The following is an 18,133-nucleotide window of genomic DNA, read 5'->3' as shown; positions in this document are numbered from 1 at the left end:
AACCCTTCGAGTGGCAAGCACTCCGGGGGTCAGCCACTCAAAAGGGGTGTCATTCTCCAGATCAAACCGGCATCTGCACGCTGACACGCCGCTATGGCCCCTAGGATTCCCTCTATCACCTCACCGGTCTCATTCGACAGGAACCCCATGAGTGACCCTTCCTCCCCCTTCGGCTTCGAGCTCGTGCGCCGTGGCTACGACCGCGGTCAGGTGGACGACCGCATTACCAAGCTCGTCGCCGACCGTGATAGTGCTCTGGCCCGAATCACCTCTCTGGAAAAGCGCATCGAGGAGCTGCACCTCGAAACGCAGAACGCCCAGGCCCAGGTAAACGACGCGGAGCCGTCGTACGCCGGTCTCGGCGCCCGTGTCGAGAAGATTCTCCGCCTCGCCGAGGAGGAGGCGAAGGACCTGCGCGAGGAGGCCCGTCGCGCGGCCGAGCAGCACCGTGAGCTCGCCGAGTCGGCGGCCCAGCAGGTGCGCAACGACGCCGAGTCGTTCGCCGCCGAGCGCAAGGCGAAGGCCGAGGACGAGGGCGTCCGGATCGTCGAGAAGGCTCAGGGCGAGGCGAACACGCTGCGCTCGGACGCCCAGAAGGACGCCCAGCAGAAGCGCGAGGAGGCCGACGCCCTCTTCGAGGAGACCCGCGCCAAGGCCGCCCAGGCCGCGGCCGACTTCGAGACGAACCTCGCCAAGCGCCGCGAGCAGTCGGAGCGCGACCTCGCGTCCCGTCAGGCCAAGGCCGAGAAGCGTCTCGCCGAGATCGAGCACCGCGCCGAGCAGCTCCGCCTGGAGGCCGAGAAGCTGCGCACGGACGCCGAGCGCCGGGCCCGCCAGACGGTGGAGACCGCCCAGCGCCAGGCCGAGGACATCGTCGCCGACGCCAACGCCAAGGCCGACCGGATCCGCAGCGAATCCGAGCGCGAGCTGGCGGCGCTCACCAACCGCCGCGACTCGATCAACGCGCAGCTGACCAACGTCCGCGAGATGCTGGCGACGCTGACCGGCGCCGCCGTGGCCGCCGCCGGCACCCCGGTGGAGGACGAGCCCGCCACCCGCGGCGTCCCGGCCCAGCAGACCCGCTGACGCCCCGCAGTACCCAGCCGTACCCCCGTGTGCGCCCGGTTCCGCCCTTGTGGTGGCGCCGGGCGCTCGGGCGTTCTAGCGTGTGCGCATGATCGAGCTCGAGGGACTCACCAAACGGTTCGGCAGCAAGGTCGCCGTCGATCATCTGTCGTTTCAGGTCAGGCCGGGCATCGTGACCGGCTTTCTCGGTCCCAACGGGGCGGGCAAGTCCACCACGATGCGGATGATGCTCGATCTCGACCACGCGACCAGCGGCACGGTGCGCATCGACGGCAAGCACTACCGCGAACTCCAGGAGCCGCTGAAGTACATCGGGGCGCTCCTCGACGCCAAGGCGATGCACGGCGGCCGCAGCGCGTACAACAACCTGCTGTGCCTGGCGCAGAGCAACCGCATCCCGAGCGGCCGGGTCGACGAGGTGCTCGACATGGTCGGGCTGACCGCGGTGGCGAAGAAGAAGTCCAAGGGGTTCTCGCTCGGCATGGGCCAGCGGCTCGGCATCGCCTCGGCGCTGCTGGGCGATCCCGAGATCCTGATGTTCGACGAGCCGGTCAACGGACTGGACCCGGAGGGCATCCACTGGATCCGCAATCTGATGAAGGCGCTCGCGTCCGAGGGCCGGACCATCTTCGTCTCCTCGCACCTGATGAGCGAAATGGCGCTGACCGCCGACCACTTGATCGTGATCGGCCAGGGCAAGCTGCTCGCCGACACCTCGATGGCGGACTTCATCCACGAGAACTCGCGCAGCTACACCCGGCTGCGCTCCCCGCAGCAGGAGCGGCTGCGCGACGTGCTGCACCAGGAGGGCTTCACCCCGGTCGAGACGTCGGGCGGTGTCCTGGAGATCGACGGCGCGAGCACCGAGGAGCTGGGCGAACTGGCGGCCCGGCACCAGGTGGTGCTGCACGAGCTGAGTTCCCAGCGGGCCTCGCTGGAGGAGGCGTTCATGCAGATGACCGCCGGTTCGGTGGAGTACCACGCTCATTCGGAACGGGATCCGGCGGCCGAACCGCCCGCGGTGGGCGCAGGCTGGGGCGAGGGCTGGAACAAGCCGGGCAGCACCGACAACGAGGGCGAGTGACGACGATGGCATCGGTACCCGCGGTTCTCACCTCGGAGTGGACCAAGATCCGGTCGGTCTCCTCGACGATCTGGACGCTCATCGCCGCGTTCGCCGTGACGGTGGTGATGGGCGCGGCGCTGAGCGCCCTGCTGAACGCCACGTTCGACGATCTCTCCGAGGCCGAGCAGGCCACGTTCGACCCGACCTTCGTCAGCTTCTCCGGGACGATTCTCGGCCAGCTCGCGATGGTCGTGTTCGGGGTGCTGGTGGTCGGTACGGAGTACAGCTCCGGCATGATCCGCACCTCACTGGCGGCGGTGCCCCAGCGCGCGACCTTCCTCCTCAGCAAGATCACGGTGGCCGGTGTGCTGGCCCTGGTCGTGGGGCTGCTCACCAGCTTCGTCTCGTTCTTCCTGAGCCAGGCGATGCTGGGCCACCGGGGCACCGACATCGGCGCGGAGAACGTTCTGCGCGCGGTGGTCGGCGGCGGGCTCTACATGGGGCTGATCGCGATCTTCTCCATGGGCGTGGCGGCGATGCTGCGCAGCTCCATGCTGTCGCTCGGCATCCTGATGCCGTTCTTCTTCCTGGTCTCGCAGATCCTCGCGGCGGTGCCCGGCGCCAAGAGCGTCGCCCGGTACTTCCCGGACCAGGCCGGTTCGAAGATCATGCAGGTCGTCCCGGACGCGATGAACACCGATCCCGCCCCGTACGGTCCGTGGGGAGGGCTCGGGATCATGGTGCTCTGGGTCCTGGCGGCGGTGCTCGGCGGCTATCTGGTCCTGAAGAAGCGGGACGCGTAGGGCCCGTAACCGCGCGCTCGCGCGCTGTGCGCAACTTGGCCGGAACCGTCGGCGCCTGGTTATCCTCCTAACTCTTACGGGGGTGTGCGGCCGGGCGGCCCGAGCCCCGAACGACAGAGTGAGTCGATGGGGCTGGAGAATGATCGAGGCAGTCGGCCTGACCAAGCGCTACGGCGCGAAGACGGCCGTGGACGACCTTTCCTTCCAGGTGCGGCCGGGCGCCGTCACCGGCTTCCTCGGTCCCAACGGGTCGGGCAAGTCCACGACCATGCGCATGATCCTCGGCCTGGACCGCCCCACCGCGGGTCACGTCACGATCGCCGGCCACCCCTACCGCAGCCTGCCGAACGCCCCGCGCCAGGTGGGCGCGCTGCTGGACGCCAAGGGTGTGCACGGCGGGCGCACCGCCCGTAACCATCTGCTGTCCCTGGCCCAGCTGGCTGGCATCCCGGCGGCCCGGGTGGACGAGGTGCTGGGTGTGGTCGGCCTCCAGGACGTCGCCAAGCGGCGCTCCAGCGGCTTCTCGCTCGGGATGGGGCAGCGGCTCGGGATCGCGGCGGCGCTGCTGGGCGATCCGCAGGTGCTGCTGTTCGACGAGCCGGTCAACGGCCTCGACCCGGAGGGCATCCACTGGGTCCGCAATCTGATGAAGTCGCTGGCCGCCGAGGGGCGCACGGTCTTCGTCTCGTCCCATCTGATGAGCGAGATGGCCCTGACCGCCGACCATCTGATCGTGATCGGGCGCGGCCGGCTGCTCTCCGACATGAGCGTCACGGACTTCATCTCCGCCAACTCCGCCGACTTCGCCCGGGTCCGGGTGCCGGACGACGACGCCGTGGAGCGGAAGAAGCTGACGGCCACGCTCATCGAGGCGGGCGGCCGGGTGCTGTCGGAGCCGGGCGGGGCGCTGCGGGTCACCGGGCTGCCGCTGCCGCGGATCAGCGATCTGGCCCACGCGTGCGACGTACGGCTCTGGGAGCTGTCGCCGCACCAGGCCTCGCTGGAGGAGGCGTACATGCGGCTGACGCAGGGCCTGGTGGACTACCGCTCGACGGACGACGCCAAGGCGGGCCTCGTGGAGCCGCCGCCCCTGGACGCGTACGGCCAGGTCCTCGGCGGCGAGGACCTGGCGCCCCCGGAGCCGGTGGAGGTGCCGCAGGAGGGCTGGTACGCCCCGCCGCCGCCCGTCCACCGGGACCGGGACGCCGGGCCCGCTCCCGTACCCGCCGCCGAGCCCTCCTCCGCCGTCCCGGCCGGGGAGCAGACCAGCAAGGACCTCAGATGACGACGCCGGCCACCCCGCAGGCTGACGAGCAGGCGCCGGAAGCCGGCCCGCCGGTCTCCTACGAGTCGCCGATCCCGATCCGGCCCGCCACCCTCGGCGACGCGGTCGCCTCGGAGTGGACCAAGATCCGTTCCGTACGCGCCACGGTCTGGACGCTCGGCGTGATGGTCGCGCTGATGCTGACGATCGGGTTCGGCACCGCGCTGCTGCTCGCGGTGAACGACGCCGGCCTGTCGGGCGAGCCCGCGCTGGGGCTCGGCTTCTTCGGGGTGCTGCTGGGCTCGATCTGCGTGATCACGCTCGGGGTGCTGACCATCGGCTCCGAGTACAGCACCGGCATGATCCGTACGACGCTGACGGCCTGTCCGAGCCGGGGCCGGGTGCTCGCGGCGAAGGCGGTCGTCTTCTTCCTGCTGACCTTCGTCATCACGACGGTGACCGCCACGGTCGTGGCGGTGTTCCAGACCATGATCCTGAGCGGCACCGTCGCCGCGTCGGCCGGCCAGTGGATGTACGCCACGCTCGGCGTCGGGTTCTACATCGCGGCTCTCGGCCTGCTGTCGCTCGGGGTCGGCGCGATCGTGCGGCACTCGGCGGGCGCGATCACCATCATGATCGGCGTGGTGCTGCTGCCGCTGGTCCTCGCGCTGTTCATGTTCGCCGACGCTCTGCGGGGCCTTCAGCGCTTCCTGGTCGAGTACTCGATCCCCAACCAGCTCAGCGCGCTGTACGGCGCGACGATGACCGATTCCGGCCCGTCCGCCTGGGGATCGCCGGTGCTGATGGCGGGCCTGGCCGCCGTGGCGCTGGCCGGGGCGCTCGCGATACTGAACCGGCGCGACGTCTGAGAGGGGCCTCAGTGGCGCGGGGCGTTACGGGACCGCTGCACCCGGGTGGTGCGGCGGTCCTTCGCGTTCCAGCACGCCTTGTGCCAGTGCCTGCGGTCGTCGATTCCGCCGTACTCGGGCCAGGCGACCAGATGCGGGACGCCGGAGGGGATCTCCTGGTCGCAGCCGGGGCAGCGGTACCGCTTGCCCTGGGCGCTCGCGCCGCTGACCGGGCGCACCGACCACTCCTCGCCCTGCCAGCTCTCGGTGCCCCCTCCCCCGCCGTATCTGCCGGGCGCCGTGCCGGGGCGTTCGTCGGGACTCTCGCCGCCACGGGGGCGGTTACGGCGCGGGGACACGGGACACCTCACGGGGGCGGATCGGGCACGGTGCGTCCAAGCCTAGAGCCTGGCGTCGGGGGTGGTCGTCGGGTGCCCGGGCGGTCCGATCCGGCAGTGGAATGAGTTAGCGGAAAATCGCAACAACTTCTCCGTGGACCGTGCCTTTGGCACGTGTCAGACGTTGTTGCCAGTGGGGGAGAACGCGTCGGCCGCAAGGAGGCAATAGGCGATGCGCATCGGAACGTTCGTTCTGGCAGCCCAGTTCCCGGGACAGGGACCGGGTGAGGCCCTGCACCGGGCCGTCCGGTCCACCGAGGCCGCGGAGGAGAGCGGGCTCGACTCGGTCTGGCTGGCCGAGCACCACTTCGTGCCGTACGGAGTCTGCCCGTCGGCGACGACGCTGGCCGCGCTGCTGCTGGGCCGCACCCGCAGAATCCGGGTCGGCACCGCGGTCAGCGTGCTGCCCAACCACCACCCGGTCGCGCTCGCCGAGCAGGCCGCACTGCTGCATCTGACCAGCGGTGGACGCTTCTCGCTCGGGGTGGGCCGGGGCGGTCCGTGGGTGGACCTGGAGGTCTTCGGCGGCGGTCTCGACGCGTACGAGAACGGCTTCCCCGAGGCGCTCGGCCTGGTGCTCGACTGGCTGCGGGAGGCGCGCGTCGCGGGGCGCGGCGAGCGGTTCGGCTTCCGCGAGGTGGCGGTGGTGCCGCGCGCGGACGAGCTGCTGGAGGGGCCGGCCGACGCGGTTCCGGGCGCTTCGGGGCCGGGCGCTTCGGGGCCGGGCGCTTCGGTTCCGGGCGCTTCGGGGCCCGAGGTCGTCGTGGCGTGCACCTCGCCGAAGAGCGTGCGGCTGGCGGCCCGGCAGGCGCTCCCGATGCTGCTCGGCATGCACTGCGGGGACGAGGAGAAGGCGGAGATGGTCGCCCTGTGGCGTACGGCGGCCCGGGAGGCCGGCCATCCGCCCGAGGTGGTGGAGGGGGCCGCACATGTGTCCGCCGGGGTGGCCCAGATCGCGGACGGCGCCCGGGACGCCACGGAGATGCTGGTGAAGGCGATGCCCGGCTGGCTGCGCCAGGGGCTCGACGCCCATGTCACGGTCGACGGCAGGCACCGCGTGATGCGGGATCCGGTCGCGTACACGGAACTGCTGTGCGGACTGCATCCGGTGGGCCCGCCGCAGCTGGCCGCCGACCGGCTCGCGGCCACCGCCGAGCGGACCGGGATCACGCGCTTCGCCCTGCTGGTGGAGGGGACGGGCGATCTCGCGGCGACCGAGGAGAACGTGCGGCGGCTGGGCGCCGATGTGCTGCCGCTGCTCACCTGACCCGGGCATGCCGGTGTTCCTCGGTGACCGGGTGTTCCTCGGTGACATCGGTGGGACATGTGGTGCGGTGGTACGGGAGCTGCCGCCCCGGAGCCAGTTGCACCTCCCGCGGCCCGGGACGGCAGCAGAAGCGTTCAGCAGTCCCGTAGTTCGGGCGACTGGTTGAGCAACTGGCCCCTCACCGAGGTGAACTTGGCCAGTCGGTCGTCGACCGAGGCGTCCAGCGGGAACACCGCGACGCGGTGGCAGTTCTGGAATGCGAGACGCACTCCGAAGTGCCGCTGCAGCGCGCCGCGTATCGCATCACTCGCGAGCGCGCGCAGCAGCTGACCACGTGCCTGCTCGTCCGGCGGCGGCGTCTGGTTGTCGGCGAACTCTCCGCCGTCGACCTTCAGCTGAGCCACCAGCGAGCTGATCATCTCCCATGCGAAGGGCAGGGAGGTCCGGACGCAGTCGACGAAGTCGGCTTCGTCGACCTCGCCTCGCTCGGCCTGTTCCAACAGCGCCGGTGAGACGTCGAGCGACATGGGTTCTCCTCTCGCGACCCCGGAGAGTGGCCGGGGCCTTACGGGCAGGGAAGGGGGGCGACGACGCAGCGTGCACGGGCGGCGACCTCCTGCTTCCACGTTAAGCGCGCAGTCGGGGCCGCACCAGGAGATTGGGAACACAACCGGCCAATAACGAAGGGGCGCAAAGAGGGGCAAGCCCGCTCCGCCGCGACGCGACGCGCACCGAGTGACAGGAGGCGACTCATGGGGAAATCGCGCCGGGCCCCCGTCGTCGAGTAGCGTTGCCGACCATGCGTCTCGTCATCGCCCGTTGCTCCGTGGACTACGCGGGCCGGCTCACAGCCCACCTGCCCTCCGCCCCCCGTCTGATCCTGGTCAAGGCGGACGGAAGCGTCTCCATCCACGCCGACGACCGGGCGTACAAACCCCTCAACTGGATGTCCCCGCCGTGCACCCTGAAGGAGGGCGCCGACGGTGACGAAGGCGTCTGGACCGTGGTGAACAAGGCGGGCGAGAAACTGATCATCACGATGGAGGAAGTCCTCCACGACTCGTCGTACGAGCTGGGCGTCGACCCGGGGCTCATCAAGGACGGCGTGGAAGCGCACCTCCAGGAGCTGCTCGCGGACCGGATCGAGATCCTCGGCGAGGGCCACACTCTGATCCGCCGTGAATACCCCACCGCGATCGGGCCGGTGGACATCCTGTGCCGGGACGCGAACGGGCAGACGGTCGCCGTCGAGCTGAAGCGGCGTGGCGACATCGACGGCGTGGAGCAGCTGACGCGCTATCTGGAGCTGCTGAACCGCGACCCCCATCTGGCGCCGGTCCGGGGCGTCTTCGCCGCGCAGGAGATCAAACCGCAGGCCCGGGTGCTGGCGACGGACCGCGGCATCGGCTGCCTGGTCCTGGACTACGACGCGATGCGGGGCATCGAGGACGACAAGCTGCGGCTGTTCTGACCGCCGTCCACCGCTGAGCGACGGAAGCCGGGTGCCCCTGCGGGGCACCCGGCTTCCGTGTGTCAGGCCGCCGCCACGGTGGGCTCGTCGCTCTCCGCCGGGGCGTCGGCGCTCGCACTCGCACCGGCCGACTCGACGGGGCCGGTGGCGGAGGAGGAGCCCTCGGGCGGCCCCGGCGGCTCCTCGGTGGGCGTCTCGGTCGGCGGGGTCGTCGGCGTCTCGGTGGGCGGAGTCGTCGGCGGGGTGGTGGGCGGAGTCGTCGGCGGCTTGGTGGGCTTGGTCGGCTTTCCGCTCGGCGAGGGCGACGAGCTGCTGCTCCCGCCGTCCGTCGGCTCGTCCGTCCCCGGTGACGTACCGCCCGACGTGGACGCGCTCGGCGACGGCGAACCGGAGGTGCTGGGGCTCGCCGAGCCGGAGGGGCCGGGGGTCGCGGAGGTCTCGCCGCCGGTCGTCTCGCCCGCCGGGACGGTGTCCTCGTCCGGCTCGTCGGCGGGCAGGCCGTCGTCGGTGGCGTCCTCGGTGGCGGTCTGCTCGGTGGTGACGTTGCGGCTGTCCGGCTCGTCGCCGTCGCCCGCGGTGACGCCGAGCGTGACGACGGTGCCGAGCACCGCGATCAGCAGGGCGCCCGCGCCCGCGGCGGCCAGGTTGCGCCGGGCGCCGCCGAGGACCGCGAGGCGTCCGCCGTTGCGCCGGGCGGCCGGGCCCGGCGGCAGCGAGGAGAGGACGGTGGGCTCCTCCTCGGCGGGGTGCCGGACGAACAGCGGCGCACCCGGGCTCCCGCCCGGCGGTGTGCCCGGGGCGTCCTGGCGTACGACGGGCACCTCCTCGCCCGAGGGGGTGCGGTTCAACGGCGGGAAGTCGCCGGAGCGGTCCGCGACCAGGGCGAGCGCCCGGCGTCCGGCGACCGCGCCGGACTTGTCGGCGAGCGCGCCGCGCATGCCTATGGAGGTCTCCAGCTCGGTCCGGGCCCGGTCCGGGTTGCCGGTGCAGAGCGCGAGGACGCCCAACTCGTGGTGGAAGTAGGCCTCCTCGGCGACCTCACCGGCGATCCTGGCGGCCTCCTGGCCGATCCTGAGGGCCCGTTCCCAGGCTCCCCAGCCCAGGCCCGCCGCGAAGGCCGGAGAGGCGCTACGGGCCAGCAGGACGGCCGCGCTGGCCGCTCCCGCCTCGTCGCCCGGGACCAGCCGGGCAAGCGAGGCGACGATCGCGTCGGCCTCGGCGACGGCCCGGCGCGGGGTGACCGAGGGGTGCGAGGTCCACCAGGCGTAGTGCTGGGCGGCGGTACGGGCGTGGGCGGCGGCCTCGTCCTCGTAACCGGACGCCACCAGCTGGGCGAGGACTCCGGCGGCGAGGCGGTAGCGGGGGCCGGCCGGGGAGAGCAGTCCGCAGCCCGCGAGTTCGCCGAGCGCGGCGTCCGCGTGGGTGTCGCCCACCAGGGCCGGCAGATGGGCCTGGTGGGGCACCTCGCCGCCGAGGGCGACGGCGAAGCGCAGGGTCGCGCGGGCGGCCTCGCTGAGCCGGGAGGCGAGCAGGTCGGCGGGGGCGGCGCCCTCGCCGAGGCTCGGCAGCGGAAGGTCGAGGGTCTCGGCGGTGGGCGCGTCGAGGGGCGGAGGCGCGTCGTCCGCGCGTGGCTCGAAGTAGTCGTACTCGTCGAAGGCTTCGGGGTCCACGCGCAGCCGGTCGCGCTGGACGAGGAGGGATCCGGCCTGGACGAAGCGGAGCGGCAGGCCCTCGGACTCGAACCAGAGGTCGCCCGCCCAGTTCCGCTCCTCCTCGGTGAGGGGGCGTTCGACGACCTTCTCCAGCAGGGCCAGCGAGGCGCCGCGGCCGAGGCCGGCGAGGAGCACCTCCTCCAGGTGGGCGTCGACGCCGGGGGTGGTGGCGTCCGGGGTGGCGGCGAGCAGGAAGGCGCACTCGGGGGTGGCGGCGAGCAGTTCGTCGAGAGCCGCTCCGCCGATCTCCAGGTCGTCGATGGTGACGACGGCGCCGATGCCGCGGACGAGCGCGTGCAGTTCGTCGCGGTCGGGGCGGTGGCTCGGGGCCTTGTAGACGGTGTCGAAAAGGGCGTGCAGCAGGTCGGCGCCGGTGCGGCCGCGGCCGTTGAGGCGGACGACCCCGTCGGGGGCCAGGTCCGCGCAGTCGGCGGCGACGGCGTCGAGCAGCGCGGTGCGGCCGGAGCCGGCCTGTCCGGTGAGGCGGACGCTGCGGCCGCGGGCCAGCAGCCGGACCAGGCGCTCGCGCTCCTCCTCGCGCTCCAGGAGGGGCAGCTGCGGTGCGGGCGGGCCCGCGGGCACCGGGGGTGCGCCGGCGCGCTCGTGGTCGGCGCGTTCGGCGGGGGTACGGCGGACCGGGGCTTCGGGGCCCGAGCCGGGCGGGCAGGCCTCGACCTCGCTGCCGTCGACGGGGTTGACCGTCAGCAGCAGGTCGCCGGCGGTCAGCTGGACGACGCGGACCTGCTGCGGTGTCTGCACGCCGAAGTCGGCGCCGCCGGAGTCACGGGACGGCCGGCGGTGTCCGGGGTCGCCGCCGGAGCGGTCGTGGCCCTGCCCGTACTCTTCCGGTGCCCGGTGTGTCGGGTCCATCGCAAAGTCCCCCAGACGCGTCGTGCGTGGTTGCCCCTCCGGCCTCGCACGCCCCGCTGTCGCTTCCGGTCCGGTGTCCGCCCATGGGTTCGGTGTCATTCGGCGGACGGCCGAACCCTAGACCTTGGCACAGTATTCATGAAGCGCCGGGGTGCCAGGCCGTCCAGGTCGTCACGTTCCGGTGAGGATTGCGTGACTTTCCCGGTTGTCCGGTCACCCGCCGGCCGCTGGGCCGTGCACGTCCTAGACGCGCGGCAGTGACTCGGCGGCGATGCCGCCCTCGATGGCCAGGATGCGGTGCAGCCGGGTGGCCACCAGGAGGCGCTGCATCTGCGGCGGCACGCCGCGCAGCACGAGACGGCGTCCGGCCCGCCCGGCCCTTCGGTGGGCCCCCATGATGACGCCGAGTCCGGTGGCGTCCCAGGAATCCAGCTCGGTCAGGTCCAGCACGAGGTCGCCGACTCCGTCGTCCACGGCCGAGTGCAGGACCGTACGGGCGTCCGCCGCGCTTCGGACGTCGAGGCGGCCCCCGACGACCAGCTCGGCGTGGTCGCCCCTGATGTGCATATGCGCTCCCCGGTCATGCTCCGTAGAAGGTCCGTCTGTCTGTTCTGCCGGCGGCTCAGCCTCTGCCACCACTGACTGCCGCGACGACAGGGAAGTTGCCGTCTGTAAGCAAACCGATACCGAATTCACTCGGTGGAGTGACTTCGGTTCGTCGGAGTCCGGTCGCCGCCGGGTAGAATCCCCGGCTCCCCCGGCCCGTACGGCGGCGGGCCGACGAGCCGGGAGGGCGGATCCGGTCAGTACGTGTAGAAGCCCTGCCCGCTCTTGCGCCCGATGTCACCTGCGTCGACCATCCGGCGCATCAGCTCCGGGGCCGCGAACTTCTCGTCCTGCGACTCGGTGTAGATGTTGCCGGTGGCGTGCAGCAGGATGTCGACGCCGGTCAGGTCCGCGGTGGCGAGCGGTCCCATCGCGTGGCCGAAGCCCAGCTTGCAGGCGATGTCGATGTCCTCGGCCGAGGCGACGCCGGACTCGTACAGCTTGGCGGCCTCGACGACCAGCGCCGAGATCAGCCGGGTGGTGACGAAGCCCGCCACATCACGGTTGACGACGATGCAGGTCTTGCCGACCGACTCGGCGAACTCCCGTGCGGTGGCGAGGGTTTCGTCGCTGGTCTTGTAGCCGCGCACCAGCTCGCAGAGCTGCATCATCGGGACCGGCGAGAAGAAGTGCACGCCGACGACGCGTTCCGGACGCTCCGTCACGGCCGCGATCTTGGTGATCGGGATGGCGGAGGTGTTGGACGCGAGGACGGTGTGCTCGCCGACGACCTTGTCCAGCGTGCGGAAGATCTCGTGCTTGACTTCCAGCTTCTCGAAGACGGCCTCCACCACGACGTCCGCGTCGGCCACGGCGTCGAGGTCGGTGGTCGTGGTGATGCGGGCGAGGGCGGCCTCGGCGTCGGCCGCGTCCAGCTTGCCCTTGGAGACGAACTTGTCGTACGAGGCCTTGATGCCGTCACGGCCCCGGGTCAGCGCGGCGTCGGTGACGTCCCGCAGCACGACGTCCCAGCCCGCCTGGGCGGAGACCTGCGCGATCCCGGACCCCATGAGTCCGGCCCCGATGACGGCGAGCTTCCTGGCCACGTTCGCACCCCTTGGTTTCTGTTCGCCCGTGCGCATTTGTTCACGGCGGTTCACATTGCTCTCCGGCGGAGGTTAGTACCCGCCGGGCGCGCTGGGGCGGTGAAGAGATGCGCGTCACGTCTCAGATGACGGACATCACACCGGGACACGTCATTCGGCTCCGCGCCGCGCGTAGTTGAGGACCTGCTCGCCGAGCAGCCCCTCGATGTCGTCGAGGACGCCGAGGGCGTCCCGGGAGACCTCGACGGCCTTGCGGCCCTTCATCATCTCCTGGCTGACATAGCCGACGAGGGCGTGTTCGATCCAGGCGATCTGGCCGCCGACGAGAAGCGGCAGCGGGTCGTCCTCGCTCGCGCCGGTGTCCTCGCGGAGGGTGGCGACGACGGACTGGAGCACCTCCTGCTGGAGGTACCAGAGGCGGGCCTTGAGGGTGGGGGCGTCCTCGATGACGCGCATGAAGTCGGCGAAGCCGTCCATCAGTCCGAACTCCGGGGAGACGGCGACGACGGCGGCGCGCACCTCGCGCAGGACGGCCTCGGCGGCCGACTCCCCCGGGTCGCGGGCGCGGACGTACCGGGCGACGCGCTGGGTGACGCTCTTCATCCGGTCGAGGAAGAGGTCCTCCTTGGCCGGGAAGTAGTTGTAGACGGTGTTCACGGAGACGTCGGCCAGGTCGGCGATCTCGGCGACGGTCACCGTGACGAAGCCGTGCTGGAGGAACAGCCCGGTCGCCATGTCCGAGATGCGCTGCTTGGCCTGGCGCTTCTTGCGTTCCCTGAGTCCCTCACCCATGTCCCCATCGTAGGACGCACCGGACGATCATGAGTTCAGCGCATTTTTGGGGTTCCTCAAATTTTTGAGTGCATTGCATTTTTGGGGTCACTCTGTTTTTCTGGCCGCATGACCGTCATCAGCACTGCCGGGCTCGCCCGGACCTTCACGACGCCGAGCGGGCCGGTGGAAGCCGTCCGCTCCATCGACCTGACCATCCGGCCGGGAGAGATCGTCGCGCTCCTCGGCCCCAACGGCGCGGGCAAGACGACCACCCTGCGCATGCTCACGACCCTGCTCACCCCGACCGGCGGCGCGGCCACCGTGGCCGGCCACGACCTGCTCGCCGACCCCGCCGCCGTCCGCGCGGTCTGCGGGTACGTCGCCCAGTCCGGCGGCGTCGACCCGCATCTGACCGTCCGGGAGGAGCTGGTCACCCAGGGCCGGCTGTACCGGCTGGGCCGGGCGGAAGCCGCCGCGCGCGCCGAGGAGCTGGCCGCCGCGCTCGGCCTCGACGGGCTGCTCGACCGGAAGGCGGTGAGCCTCTCCGGGGGCCAGCGGCGACGGCTCGACATCGCCATGGGCCTCACCCACCGCCCGGCCGTGCTCTTCCTGGACGAGCCGACCACGGGCCTGGACCCGGGCAGCCGGGCCGACCTGTGGGAGCTGGTGCGGAGCCTGCGCGAGGAGACCGGCACCACCGTCGTCCTGACCACCCACTACCTCGACGAGGCGGACGCGCTGGCGGACCGGCTGATCCTGATCGACGGCGGCACGGTCGTCGCCGAAGGCACCCCCGCCGAGCTGAAGACCCGGTACGCCGGGTCCCCCGACGCCTCCCTCCAGGACGCCTTCCTGGCCGCCACCGGACGTCCCGTCACCCCTGCCGACGCCGCCCCCGTAGCCGTATAGGACCTCATCAGTGCTCTTCCACGACACCGCGATCGTCTTCGGGCGGTACGCCCGGCAGACCCTGCGCTCCCGCTTCCAGGTCCTCTTCGGCCTGCTGATGCCGCTGCTCTATCTGTTCTTCTTCGGCCCGCTGCTCCAGGACCTCCCGCTCGGCTCCTCCGCCGACTCCTGGAAGATCCTCGTGCCCGGTCTGCTGCTCCAACTCAGCCTGTTCGGCGCGTCCTTCGCCGGTTTCGCGATCCTCGTCGAGAAGTCGACGGGCGTGGTGGACCGGATGCGGGTGACCCCGGTCAGCCGGCTGGCCCTGCTGCTGGGGCGGGTGCTGCGCGACGCCCTGCTCTTCACCTTCCAGGCCGTCCTGCTGGTGCTCGCCGCGCTGCTCATGGGGTTGCGCGCCCCGCTGGCCGGCGTCCTCATCGGCTTCGCGTTCACCGCCGTGCTGGCACTCTCGCTGGCCTCGCTCTCGTACGCCCTGGCGATGCGCGTCAGCACCCCGCAGGAGTTCGGGCCGGTGATCAACGCGGTGACGATGCCGGCCATGCTGCTCTCCGGTCTGATGCTGCCCATCACGCTCGGTCCGGGCTGGCTGGACGTGCTCTCGCACTTCACCCCGTTCCGCTATCTGGTGGACGCGGTGCGGGACGCCTACAGCGGCTCGTACGCCACGACGCACATGCTGTACGGGGTCCTGGTCGCCCTGGGCTTCGCCGCCGCGGCCGTGACAGTGGGCACACGGGTCTTCCGACGGGCCGGAGCGTAACTACGCTGACCCCATGGTCAATCTGACGCGCATCTACACCCGGACCGGCGACCAGGGCACCACCGCCCTCGGCGACATGAGCCGCACCGCCAAGACCGATCTGCGGATCTCGGCGTACGCGGACGCCAACGAGGCCAACGCGGTGATCGGGACCGCCGTCGCCCTGGGCCAGCTGTCCGAGGACGTGGTGAAGGTCCTCGTCCGCGTCCAGAACGACCTCTTCGACGTGGGCGCGGACCTCTCCACCCCGGTGGTCGAGGACCCGAAGTACCCGCCGCTGCGGGTGGAGCAGAGTTACGTCGACAAGCTGGAGGCGGACTGCGACCGCTTCCTGGAGGAGCTGGAGAAGCTGCGCAGCTTCATCCTCCCGGGCGGTACGCCGGGGGCGGCGCTGCTGCACCAGGCGTGCACGGTGGTCCGGCGGGCCGAGCGGTCCACCTGGGCGGCGCTGGAGGTGCACGGCGAGTCGATGAACACCCTCACCGCCACCTATCTCAACCGCCTCTCCGACCTCCTGTTCATCCTGGCGCGGAGCGCGAACAAGGAGGTCGGGGACGTGCTGTGGGTGCCGGGCGGTGAGCGCTAGGGCTCTCTACAGCCGGTCGGCGGGCTCGCGTTCCGCCACCGCGTCCTTGGGGGCCTGCTTCGGGAACACCGTGTAGCCGCCGGCGATGATCAGGTTGATCCCGATCACGAGGCCCATCTTCTGCTGCCAGCCCTGGAGCGAGCTGATCGCCCCGTCCGGGCCGACGTACCAGATCGCCGCCTGGAGCAGGCCCAGGGCGACCACCGCGGCCAGGATCCAGCGGGCGGCCGTGCGCCACTCGTGGATCGCACGGGCCATGCCGTACTTCGGCGGCTTCACCGGCGGCGGGCCGTCGAACCAGCGGTGGGCGACCCAGGCGTCCACCTTCTTCACGGTGTGGTGGCCCAGCCCCACCGTGAAACCGATGTAGACGGCGGCCAGCCCGTGCTTCCAGTCGGGTTCGGCGCCGTTCTTCAGGTCGACGGCCGTCACCACCAGCAGCACGACCTCCAGCAGCGGCTCGCACAGCAGCAGGGCCGCGCCGAGCCTCGGTTTCCTCGCGACGTACCGCAGGGCCAGCCCGGCGGCCAGCAGAACCCAGAATGCGACCTCGCAGGCCACGACCAGTAGGGCGATCACGACTCTCTCCTCCCGTTCTCCTCCAGCCTCCCGGCCGCCGGGCGGGGATACGTCGTCGGCGGTGACGAAACGGGACTGCATCCTTCGATGTAGTCGCGGATCGGCCCGCGAAGGGAGGCCCGGGGGCGGCGGTGCGTGTTGGATGGAGGGGTGCTCACCTCGCTCCGGCCCGACCGCGACGCGGTGGCCCTCGCCGTCTCCGGGCTGCTCGGGGGGCTGCTGCTGTGGCTGCTGGGCCTCCACACCCAGGGCGGCCACTCCTCGCTCGCTCCGTGGGTCACGCTCGTACCGCTGACCGCCATGGCCGCGGCCGAGCTGCTGCGCCGCACCGCCCCGCGCACGGCGCTGACGATTGGCGCGCTCGCGCTGGTGGCGGACCAGTTCACCTGGGGCAACCTCGCCACCATCCTGATGTTCACGGACGTCGTGTACGCGGCCGTGCTCTACGGGACCCCGGCCGCCGCCCGCCGTCTCCCCGTGGCCACGCTGCTGGTCACCGTGGCGTCGACGATCGGCTTCCTGGCCTGGTTCCGCAAGCCCGAGGCGCTGCTGATCGGCCTGGTCATCGGGCTGGTCACCTTCATCCCCGCCCTCACCGGGGTCAGCGTGCGCAGCCATCGCACCGCCGCCGACGCGGCCCGGCTGGCGGCCGCGCAGACCGCGCGGCTCGCCGAGATGGACCGGACGCAGGCGGTGATCGCCGAACGGGCCCGGATGGCCCGGGAGCTGCACGACATGGTGGCCAACCACCTCTCCGCCGTGGCGATCCACTCCACCGCGGCCCTGTCCATCGACGACCCGGAGACCTCGCGGGACGCCCTGAAGGTGATCCGCGAGAACAGCGTCGAGGGGCTCGCGGAGATGCGCCGGCTGATCGGACTGCTGCGGGAGGGCGGCGAGGACCGCGCGCCGGCCGCGGCCCCGACGCTCGCCGCCCTGGACACCCTGATCGAGCAGACGAACGTCAACGGGGCGTCCGGCGGGCTGGTCTGCACCCTTCGGGACACCCGGGACCCGGCGGCCGGGGCGCTGCCGACGCCGGTCGAGCTGGCCGCGTACCGGATCGTCCAGGAGTCCCTGACCAACGCCCTCAAGCACGCCGCGCCCGGCCCGGTCGTGGTGCGGCTCGGCCGGACCGGGGAGCTGCTGACGGTCGAGGTGACCAGTGTGTTCGGCAGCCGCCCCGGGCCCACGGCGCCCGGTTCGGGGGCGGGCCTGGTGGGCATGCGGGAGCGGGTGGCGCTGCTCGGCGGGACGATCACGGCGCGGGCGGAGCCGGACGGCGGGGAGACCGAGATCTGGCGGGTGCGGGCCGAACTGCCCGTGACGGAGAGGACGATACGGGAATGACGATCCGGGTACTGGTCGCGGAGGACCAGTCGGCGGTGCGCGCGGGGCTGGTGCTGATCCTGTCCAGCGCGCCGGACATCGAGGTCGTCGGCGAGGCGGGCGACGGCGAGGCCGCGGTGCGCCTGGCGCGTGAACTCCGGCCGGATCTGGTGCTGATGGATGTGCAGATGCCCCGCCTCGACGGGGTGTCGGCGACGCGGCAGGTGGTCGCGGAGGAGCTCGCGGACGTCCTGGTGCTGACCACGTTCGATCTGGACGAGTACGTCTTCGGGGCGCTGCGCGCGGGGGCCGCCGGCTTTCTGCTGAAGAACACCGACGCCCGCGATCTGCTGGAGGCGGTACGGACGGTGGCGCGCGGCGAGGGGCTGATCGCCCCGGCGGTGACCCGGCGGCTGATCGCGGAGTTCGCGGGGGCCACGCCCGTACGCACGAGGGAGACGGCCGATCCGGCGGTGCTGGACGCGCTCACCCGGCGCGAGCGCGAGGTGCTGGCGTGCCTGGGCGAGGGGCTGTCGAACGCGGAGATCGCGCTGCGGCTGTCGATGGCCGAGGCCACGGTGAAGACCCATGTCAGCAGGCTGCTGGGCAAGCTGGAGCTGCGCAGCCGGGTTCAGGCGGCCGTTCTCGCCCAGGAGTTGGGGATCTGAACCGAATATCGATCTTTGGTCCAGACCTCTTGACGGTTGGTCCAGACCTTTCTACTGTCACCGACACACACTGCGGTGAGTACGAGAGCAC

General features: G+C 71.6%; 19 protein-coding genes. 12 read left to right on the top strand and 7 right to left on the bottom strand.

The genetic code is table 11. From position 1 onward, the window contains the following. Positions 1-147: 147 nt before the first annotated feature. From KV381_RS26280 to KV381_RS26260, 5 genes are all read left to right on the top strand, one after another. On the top strand, positions 148-1,086 hold the full coding sequence (locus KV381_RS26280) for a cellulose-binding protein (RefSeq protein WP_030079278.1): 939 nt from the start codon (positions 148-150) through the stop codon (positions 1,084-1,086). A gap of 88 nt (positions 1,087-1,174) precedes the next feature. Next, entirely contained in the window at positions 1,175-2,170 is a 996-nt protein-coding gene (locus tag KV381_RS26275) for an ABC transporter ATP-binding protein (RefSeq protein ID WP_030079280.1), read from the top strand. A gap of 5 nt (positions 2,171-2,175) precedes the next feature. Further along, a complete protein-coding gene (locus KV381_RS26270; protein WP_030079283.1) occupies positions 2,176-2,955 on the top strand; it encodes an ABC transporter permease in 780 nt (259 codons plus the stop codon). 139 nt (positions 2,956-3,094) lie between these two features. After that, positions 3,095-4,240, top strand: coding sequence for an ABC transporter ATP-binding protein (locus tag KV381_RS26265; protein ID WP_030626300.1), 1,146 nt, complete (start codon positions 3,095-3,097; stop codon positions 4,238-4,240). Beyond that, the gene (locus KV381_RS26260) at positions 4,237-5,088 is read left to right on the top strand and encodes an ABC transporter permease subunit (RefSeq protein WP_030079287.1); all 852 of its coding nucleotides are present in this window, start codon (positions 4,237-4,239) and stop codon (positions 5,086-5,088) included. Before KV381_RS26265 ends, KV381_RS26260 begins: the two co-directional genes overlap by 4 nt. 8 nt (positions 5,089-5,096) lie before the next feature. Here KV381_RS26260 and KV381_RS26255 read toward each other — a convergent pair whose 3' ends face one another. Beyond that, positions 5,097-5,426, bottom strand: coding sequence for a hypothetical protein (locus KV381_RS26255; protein WP_030079288.1), 330 nt, complete (start codon positions 5,424-5,426; stop codon positions 5,097-5,099). 211 nt (positions 5,427-5,637) lie between these two features. On the opposite strand from KV381_RS26255, the gene KV381_RS26250 reads away from it, so the two are divergent. After that, positions 5,638-6,732: an LLM class flavin-dependent oxidoreductase gene (locus KV381_RS26250; protein WP_193462488.1), complete on the top strand. Its 1,095-nt coding sequence runs from the start codon at positions 5,638-5,640 to the stop codon at positions 6,730-6,732. 134 nt (positions 6,733-6,866) lie between these two features. Here KV381_RS26250 and KV381_RS26245 read toward each other — a convergent pair whose 3' ends face one another. Further along, positions 6,867-7,259 carry an SCO5389 family protein gene (locus KV381_RS26245; protein WP_006127608.1) on the bottom strand — a complete coding sequence of 131 codons (393 nt, stop codon included), beginning with the start codon at positions 7,257-7,259 and terminating at the stop codon, positions 6,867-6,869. A gap of 272 nt (positions 7,260-7,531) precedes the next feature. On the opposite strand from KV381_RS26245, the gene nucS reads away from it, so the two are divergent. Further along, positions 7,532-8,203 (top strand): endonuclease NucS, encoded by a 672-nt coding sequence (gene nucS, locus KV381_RS26240; protein ID WP_030079290.1) that lies wholly within the window; start codon positions 7,532-7,534, stop codon positions 8,201-8,203. Between the two features lie 62 nt (positions 8,204-8,265). On the opposite strand, the gene KV381_RS26235 is transcribed toward nucS, so the two are convergent. The 4 genes from KV381_RS26235 to KV381_RS26220 form a co-directional block, all read right to left on the bottom strand. Further along, a complete protein-coding gene (locus KV381_RS26235; RefSeq protein ID WP_218786551.1) occupies positions 8,266-10,785 on the bottom strand; it encodes an ATP-binding protein in 2,520 nt (839 codons plus the stop codon). A gap of 243 nt (positions 10,786-11,028) precedes the next feature. After that, positions 11,029-11,352, bottom strand: a complete 324-nt coding sequence (locus KV381_RS26230) for an STAS domain-containing protein (RefSeq protein ID WP_003966237.1) — start codon at positions 11,350-11,352, stop codon at positions 11,029-11,031. Between the two features lie 236 nt (positions 11,353-11,588). Further along, positions 11,589-12,437, bottom strand: a complete 849-nt coding sequence (locus KV381_RS26225; RefSeq protein WP_030079294.1) for a 3-hydroxyacyl-CoA dehydrogenase family protein — start codon at positions 12,435-12,437, stop codon at positions 11,589-11,591. 150 nt (positions 12,438-12,587) lie between these two features. Further along, complete coding sequence (locus tag KV381_RS26220) at positions 12,588-13,229, bottom strand: TetR/AcrR family transcriptional regulator (RefSeq protein WP_030079295.1); 642 nt, start codon at positions 13,227-13,229, stop codon at positions 12,588-12,590. A 108-nt stretch (positions 13,230-13,337) separates the two neighbouring features. Here KV381_RS26220 and KV381_RS26215 point away from each other — a divergent pair, with 108 nt between their 5' ends. From KV381_RS26215 to KV381_RS26205, 3 genes are read left to right on the top strand one after another with little or no spacing between them, the layout of a single operon-like run. After that, entirely contained in the window at positions 13,338-14,120 is a 783-nt protein-coding gene (locus KV381_RS26215) for an ABC transporter ATP-binding protein (RefSeq protein ID WP_030079296.1), read from the top strand. Positions 14,121-14,130: 10 nt separating this feature from the next. Continuing rightward, positions 14,131-14,880, top strand: a complete 750-nt coding sequence (locus tag KV381_RS26210) for an ABC transporter permease (protein WP_030079297.1) — start codon at positions 14,131-14,133, stop codon at positions 14,878-14,880. 13 nt (positions 14,881-14,893) lie between these two features. After that, the gene (locus KV381_RS26205) at positions 14,894-15,466 is read left to right on the top strand and encodes a cob(I)yrinic acid a,c-diamide adenosyltransferase (protein ID WP_030626290.1); all 573 of its coding nucleotides are present in this window, start codon (positions 14,894-14,896) and stop codon (positions 15,464-15,466) included. A 6-nt stretch (positions 15,467-15,472) separates the two neighbouring features. Here the strand turns inward: KV381_RS26205 and KV381_RS26200 are convergent, their stop codons facing one another. Then, positions 15,473-16,045 (bottom strand): hypothetical protein, encoded by a 573-nt coding sequence (locus KV381_RS26200; RefSeq protein WP_218786549.1) that lies wholly within the window; start codon positions 16,043-16,045, stop codon positions 15,473-15,475. Positions 16,046-16,195: 150 nt separating this feature from the next. On the opposite strand from KV381_RS26200, the gene KV381_RS26195 reads away from it, so the two are divergent. Both KV381_RS26195 and KV381_RS26190 read left to right on the top strand, forming a co-directional pair. Next, positions 16,196-17,395, top strand: coding sequence for a sensor histidine kinase (locus tag KV381_RS26195; RefSeq protein ID WP_218786547.1), 1,200 nt, complete (start codon positions 16,196-16,198; stop codon positions 17,393-17,395). After that, positions 17,392-18,042 (top strand): response regulator transcription factor, encoded by a 651-nt coding sequence (locus KV381_RS26190; RefSeq protein ID WP_030079302.1) that lies wholly within the window; start codon positions 17,392-17,394, stop codon positions 18,040-18,042. Before KV381_RS26195 ends, KV381_RS26190 begins: the two co-directional genes overlap by 4 nt. The last annotated feature ends 91 nt before the right edge of the window (positions 18,043-18,133 follow it).

The sequence above is a fragment of the Streptomyces sp. WY228 genome, from assembly GCF_019287315.1.
Lineage (GTDB): Bacteria > Actinomycetota > Actinomycetes > Streptomycetales > Streptomycetaceae > Streptomyces > Streptomyces caviscabies.
This window is presented reverse-complemented; position numbering and strand designations above follow the sequence as displayed.

What these genes read in the sequence shown, in the direction of transcription:
- KV381_RS26280 (WP_030079278.1), top strand. Translation starts at nt 148, where the DNA reads ATGAGTGACCCTTCCTCCCCCTTCGGCTTCGAGCTCGTGCGCCGTGGC.
- KV381_RS26275 (WP_030079280.1), top strand. Translation starts at nt 1,175, where the DNA reads ATGATCGAGCTCGAGGGACTCACCAAACGGTTCGGCAGCAAGGTCGCC.
- KV381_RS26270 (WP_030079283.1), top strand. Translation starts at nt 2,176, where the DNA reads ATGGCATCGGTACCCGCGGTTCTCACCTCGGAGTGGACCAAGATCCGG.
- KV381_RS26265 (WP_030626300.1), top strand. Translation starts at nt 3,095, where the DNA reads ATGATCGAGGCAGTCGGCCTGACCAAGCGCTACGGCGCGAAGACGGCC.
- KV381_RS26260 (WP_030079287.1), top strand. Translation starts at nt 4,237, where the DNA reads ATGACGACGCCGGCCACCCCGCAGGCTGACGAGCAGGCGCCGGAAGCC.
- KV381_RS26250 (WP_193462488.1), top strand. Translation starts at nt 5,638, where the DNA reads ATGCGCATCGGAACGTTCGTTCTGGCAGCCCAGTTCCCGGGACAGGGA.
- KV381_RS26245 (WP_006127608.1), bottom strand. Translation starts at nt 7,259, where the DNA reads ATGTCGCTCGACGTCTCACCGGCGCTGTTGGAACAGGCCGAGCGAGGC.
- nucS (WP_030079290.1), top strand. Translation starts at nt 7,532, where the DNA reads ATGCGTCTCGTCATCGCCCGTTGCTCCGTGGACTACGCGGGCCGGCTC.
- KV381_RS26235 (WP_218786551.1), bottom strand. Translation starts at nt 10,785, where the DNA reads ATGGACCCGACACACCGGGCACCGGAAGAGTACGGGCAGGGCCACGAC.
- KV381_RS26230 (WP_003966237.1), bottom strand. Translation starts at nt 11,352, where the DNA reads ATGCACATCAGGGGCGACCACGCCGAGCTGGTCGTCGGGGGCCGCCTC.
- KV381_RS26220 (WP_030079295.1), bottom strand. Translation starts at nt 13,229, where the DNA reads ATGGGTGAGGGACTCAGGGAACGCAAGAAGCGCCAGGCCAAGCAGCGC.
- KV381_RS26215 (WP_030079296.1), top strand. Translation starts at nt 13,338, where the DNA reads ATGACCGTCATCAGCACTGCCGGGCTCGCCCGGACCTTCACGACGCCG.
- KV381_RS26205 (WP_030626290.1), top strand. Translation starts at nt 14,894, where the DNA reads ATGGTCAATCTGACGCGCATCTACACCCGGACCGGCGACCAGGGCACC.
- KV381_RS26190 (WP_030079302.1), top strand. Translation starts at nt 17,392, where the DNA reads ATGACGATCCGGGTACTGGTCGCGGAGGACCAGTCGGCGGTGCGCGCG.